The following is a 4,357-nucleotide window of genomic DNA, read 5'->3' as shown; positions in this document are numbered from 1 at the left end:
AGACGTAGGTCATGCCGGTGAGGCTGGAGCCGAGATGGCGGACGGTCTTCAGACGCTGGCTCTCGCCGCCGGACAGGGTGGTGGTCTCGCGGTCGAGGGTGAGGTAGCCCAGGCCGATCTGGTCGATGCGGCGCAACGCGGCGGCCGCGGTGTCGGCGACGGGGTTGCCGAGCCCGGTCAGGACGCCGATGAGGTCGGTGATCTCCATGGCGGCGTGGTCGGCGATGTTGTGGGGGCCGATCATGGTGGCCAGGGCGGCCTGGTTGAGACGCGCGCCCCGGCACTGGGGGCAGGTGCCCTCGGTGACGAAGGCCAGGACCGCCTCGCGGGTCTTGTCACTGAGCCCCGACAGGTCGCGTTTGAGGTAGAGGCGGGTGAAACGGTCGGCGACGCCTTCGTAGTCGACCTTGTTGAGGGTGCCGTTCTTGCCGTGGACCTCGACGGTGAAGCCGCCGCCGTGCAGCAGCAGGTGGCGCTCTTCCTCCGTGTAGTCGGCGACGGGTTTGGCCGGATCGAAGGTGCCGGAACGGGCGTAGATCTGCCACTGCCACGTGCCGACCCCGAACAGCGGGAAGCGGATGGCGCCGTCGTCGAGGGACCTGCCCGGGTCGAGCAGCGCGTCGAGGTCGAGGCGGACGGCCCGGCCGAGGCCGTCGCAGCCGGGACACATGCCGTGGGGGTCGTTGAAGGAGTAGGCGTAGGAGTAGCCGGCGCTGGGCGTGCCGTAGCGGGAGAACAGCACGCGCAGGATCGGCAGGATGTCGGTCATGGTGCCGACGGTGGAACGCGAGCTGCCGCCGACCGGCTTCTGGTCGACGACGATGGCGGCGCCGAGGTTGTCGATGGCCTCGGCCTCGGGCTTCTCGTGTTTGGGCAGCCGGTTGCGGACGAACCAGGAGTAGGTTTCGTTGAGCTGGCGCTGGGACTCCACGGCGACGGTGTCGAAGACGACCGACGACTTGCCCGAGCCGGACACGCCGGTGAAGACGACGAGCCGGTTCTTGGGGATGCGCAGGGACAGGTTCTTGAGGTTGTTCACGCGCGCGCCGGTGATGACGATGCTGTCGTCCATGCGGTCACGGTAGCGACGGGCGCCGACAGTTTCCGTCCGTGCCGGCAAGGGGCGGAAGTGGGGCAGGAAGTGGGGCAGGAAGTGGGCGAGGAGACGGCGTCCGGGGTCGGGCCGGCCGGGCTGGACATCGTGTACGAGCGGCTGGGTGACCGGGCCGCGCCGCCCGTGCTGCTGATCATGGGGGCGGGCGGGCAACTGATCAACTGGCCCGACGGGTTGTGCGCCGAGCTGGCCGGGCACGGCCTGCAGCTGATCCGGTTCGACGGCCGTGACTGCGGGCGTTCCACCCACTTCGACGGCGCCGGCGAGCCGGACTTCGCCGCGGCGCTGGCCGGTGACCTGTCCTCGCTGGCCTACACGCTGGACGATCTGGTCGCCGACACCGTGGGCCTGCTGGACGCCCTGGGCCTGGACAGCGTCCACCTGGTGGGCGCGTCGCTGGGCGGCATGATCGCCCAGGCGGTCGCCGTCGCCCACCCTGGGCGGGTCAGGTCGCTCACCTCGATCATGTCCACGCACGGCGACCGCATGACACCCCCACCGGCGCGCCCCGGCGCCGCGCGCGGCGTCCCGGGGCCGCCGCCGACCACCCGCGAGCTGTACGTGGCGCGCATGGTGGCCGGCGCGAGCGCCCACGGCGTGGCCGCCGACCTGGAGGCGGTACGGGCCGTGGCCGAGCGGGCCTGGGACCGCGGCTGGTCGCTGGCCGGCATGCTGCGACAGGCGGCCTCGGTGATCGGGTCGGGCGACCGGCGGGAAGGATTGTCTCGGCTGGAGATGCCGGCGCTGGTGATCCACGGCGCGGCCGACGCCGCCGCCGACCCCGCCGGTGGGCGGGCCACGGCGCAGGCGATCCCGGGCGCGGAGTTCCTGCTGGTCGAGGGGATGGGACACGGGTTCCCGCCGGGGGTGTGGCGGCAGGTGAGCGCCCGGATCGCCGCGCTGGTCCACCGGGGGGAGAGGGGTCATGAGGAGGGGCGGATCAGGCCGCTCTCGTAGGCGAACACCACGACCTGGGCGCGGTGACGCAGCCCGAGTTTGAGCAGCACACGGCTCAGATGCGTCTTGACGGTCGCCTCGGCCAGGTGCAGGGCGGCGGCGACCTCGGCGTTGGACAGGCCGCGCGCCACCTGGACGAGCACGTCGTGCTCGCGGGCGGTCAGCAGGTCCAGCAGCCGGTGCTGTTCGCGGGGGCCGGGGGTGAGCTGGGGGGCGAACCTGTCCAGCAGGCGGCGGGTGACGCGCGGCGACAGGACGGCCTCGCCCGCGGCGACGTTGCGGATCGCGCTGAGCAGGTCGGCGGGCGGGGTGTTCTTGGGCAGGAACCCGGCGGCGCCGGCCTTGAGCCCGGCGAAGGCGTACTCGTCGAGGTCGAAGGTGGTCAGGATGAGCACCTTCGAGGCGGGACAGTCGCGGACGATCCGGCGGGTGGCCTCGATGCCGTCCAGGCCGGGCATGCGGACGTCCATGAGCACGACGTCGGGGCGCAGCCGGCGGGCCTGCAGGGCGGCCTGTTCGCCGTCGGCGGCCTCACCGGCGACGTGCAGGTCGGGTTCGGCGTCCAGCACCATGCGGAAGGCCATCCGCAACAGCGCCTCGTCGTCGGCGATCAGCAACCGGATGGTCATGGCACGTCCGGGCCGGTCAGGTCGAGGATCATGGCGCGTCCGGGCCGCTCGCGTGGAGGCCGGTCAGGTGGGCGCCGGTCAGGTCGAGGCTCATCGCGTGTCCGGGCCGCTCGTGTCCGGGCCGGTCAGGTCGAGGACGGCCGCGACCCGCCAGCCGCCGCCGGGGGCCGGGCCGGCGTGCAGGGTGCCGTCGTAGGCGGCGACGCGTTCACGCATCCCGGCCAGCCCCCGTCCGGCGGGCCGCAGGGGCGCCGGACGGCCGCCGTCGTCGGTGATCTCGATGTCGGCCCGCCGGCGGGTCAGGTGCACCCGGACGTGCGCGCGGGCGCCTGGGGCGTGCCGCAGCGTGTTCGTCAGCGCCTCCTGAGCCAGCCGGTAGAGGGTGAGCTGCGCGGCGGCCGGGACGTCGGCGGGGTCGCCGTCGACCCGCAGCCGGGTCGGCAGGCCGGCGGCGCGCATCCGGTCGGCCAGCGGGCCGAGGTCGGCGATACCGGGCGCCGGGTGCAGCGGAGCGATGCCGGGCTCCTGCTCCTGGCCGATGCCCTGGCCGACGCCTCCGTCAACACCTCCGTCGACGCCCTGACCGGCGCTTCCGTCGGTGGCTCGATCGGCGTCCTGGTCGGTGCTGAGGGAGCGGCGCATGTCACGCAGCGCCTGGCGGCCGGTGTCGGCGATCTGCGCCATCGCGGCCACAGCCTGACCGGGCGCACGGTCGTGGACGTAGGCGGCACTGTCGGCCAGCGCCACCATGACCGACAGATTGTGGGTGACGATGTCGTGCATGTCGCGCGTCATCCGGGCACGCTCCTCGGCGACCGCCAGACGTGCCCGCTGGTCGCGGTCGCGTTCCAGGGAGGCGACGTACGCCCGCCGGGCCCGCGCCCACAGCCCGGCTGCCAGGGCGGCGGCCGACATCGCGCTCAGCGCCGCCACCGTCAACGGCATCCGGCCAGGCGGCGCCCACCGCGCCGCGGCCGCCGCCACCCCGGCCTCCAACACGAACGCGGCGGCCACCGTCGCCCGCCACGAACGGCGGGCCGCCACCGTGTAGAGCGCGACCAGCAGCGCCGCGTCGGCCGGAAGCTGCACGTCGATAGCCCACTGCAGGGCGGCCGTGCCGCCGATCACGCACAGCACCAGCAGCGGGGCGCGCCGCCGCCACACCAGCGGCGCCACCAGAGCCACCTGCAGGGCCAGCACCGCAGGGCCGCCCTCGGCCACCCGGCCCGGCCCCAGAGTGACCACGAAGATCACAGCAGCCAGCAACGCGTCGGCAACCACAGGCGGCACCGAGCCGACCACCGAACGGATCGCCGAACGGATCGCCGAGCCGACAGTCGAGCCACTCACTGGGCGGACCGCCGAACCCATCACCGAACCCATCACCGAGCGAACCACTGGGCGGACCGCCGAGTCGATCGTTGAGTCGCCCGTCGAGCGGGGCGGCGCGGTCGGGCGGGCGGCCGGAGTCATGCGCCCACCCTAAAGGCCGCGCCCCGGCGCCCCCCATCCTCCGCAAGGAGGAACATCTCGGCCCCTCATCCGAAAGTCGTACCCGCAGGTCAGCCCGTGGCCGCTGGCCCGCCCGCGAGCCCGCCTGCCAGCCTCGGACCACACCCCCCGCCTTCCGTCCCGTTCGAGGAGAACACCGGCATGC

General features: G+C 73.7%; 3 protein-coding genes and 1 pseudogene. 1 reads left to right on the top strand and 3 read right to left on the bottom strand.

Annotated features, from left to right (window positions below; all coding sequences use genetic code 11):
* A pseudogene (locus ACWCSD_RS48705) lies at window positions 1-1,072 on the bottom strand (excinuclease ABC subunit UvrA); the annotation flags it as partial.
* 57 nt (window positions 1,073-1,129) lie between these two features.
* Between ACWCSD_RS48705 and ACWCSD_RS48700 the strand changes: the two are divergent.
* Complete coding sequence (locus ACWCSD_RS48700; protein ID WP_449925997.1) at window positions 1,130-2,071, top strand: alpha/beta fold hydrolase; 942 nt, start codon at window positions 1,130-1,132, stop codon at window positions 2,069-2,071.
* Here ACWCSD_RS48700 and ACWCSD_RS48695 read toward each other — a convergent pair.
* Both ACWCSD_RS48695 and ACWCSD_RS48690 read right to left on the bottom strand, forming a co-directional pair.
* Window positions 2,038-2,700: a response regulator gene (locus ACWCSD_RS48695; protein WP_397156709.1), complete on the bottom strand. Its 663-nt coding sequence runs from the start codon at window positions 2,698-2,700 to the stop codon at window positions 2,038-2,040. The two genes, ACWCSD_RS48700 and ACWCSD_RS48695, sit on opposite strands and share 34 nt — an antisense overlap.
* A 90-nt stretch (window positions 2,701-2,790) precedes the next feature.
* On the bottom strand, window positions 2,791-3,990 hold the full coding sequence (locus ACWCSD_RS48690) for a sensor histidine kinase (protein WP_449925994.1): 1,200 nt from the start codon (window positions 3,988-3,990) through the stop codon (window positions 2,791-2,793).
* Window positions 3,991-4,357 lie beyond the last annotated feature (367 nt).

The organism is Nonomuraea sp. NPDC001684 (genome assembly GCF_053596515.1).
This window is presented reverse-complemented; position numbering and strand designations above follow the sequence as displayed.

What these genes read in the sequence shown, in the direction of transcription:
- ACWCSD_RS48695 (WP_397156709.1), bottom strand. Translation starts at nt 2,700, where the DNA reads ATGACCATCCGGTTGCTGATCGCCGACGACGAGGCGCTGTTGCGGATG.